The organism is Azospirillum oleiclasticum (genome assembly GCF_013423485.1).
Classification (GTDB): domain Bacteria; phylum Pseudomonadota; class Alphaproteobacteria; order Azospirillales; family Azospirillaceae; genus Azospirillum; species Azospirillum oleiclasticum.
Genome location: NZ_JABFFR010000114.1, coordinates 1 through 224 on the forward strand (window position 1 = coordinate 1; position 224 = coordinate 224).

Here is a 224-nt window from a genome sequence, read left to right on the forward strand (position 1 = left end):
GGCCTGATGGAGACGCTGGCCGGCGGTGCGGGCACCGATGTGATCACCATCGGTGCCGCCGGCACCACCATGACCGTCTCGGCGCTGGAAAGCCTGACCGGCGGCGTCGGCACCGACGTGGTGACGCTGGGCCCGGCCGGCGGCACGCTCACCGTGTCGGGGCTGGAGAGCCTGACCGGCGGGGCGGGCAGCGACGTGGTGACGCTGGGCTCGGCCGGCAGCAC

At 75.0% G+C, this 224-nt stretch carries 1 protein-coding gene; it reads left to right on the forward strand.

The window, feature by feature from the left end; genetic code table 11:
* A partial coding sequence (locus HL658_RS36510) for a hypothetical protein (protein ID WP_211109949.1) occupies positions 1-224 on the forward strand: 224 nt, incomplete at both ends.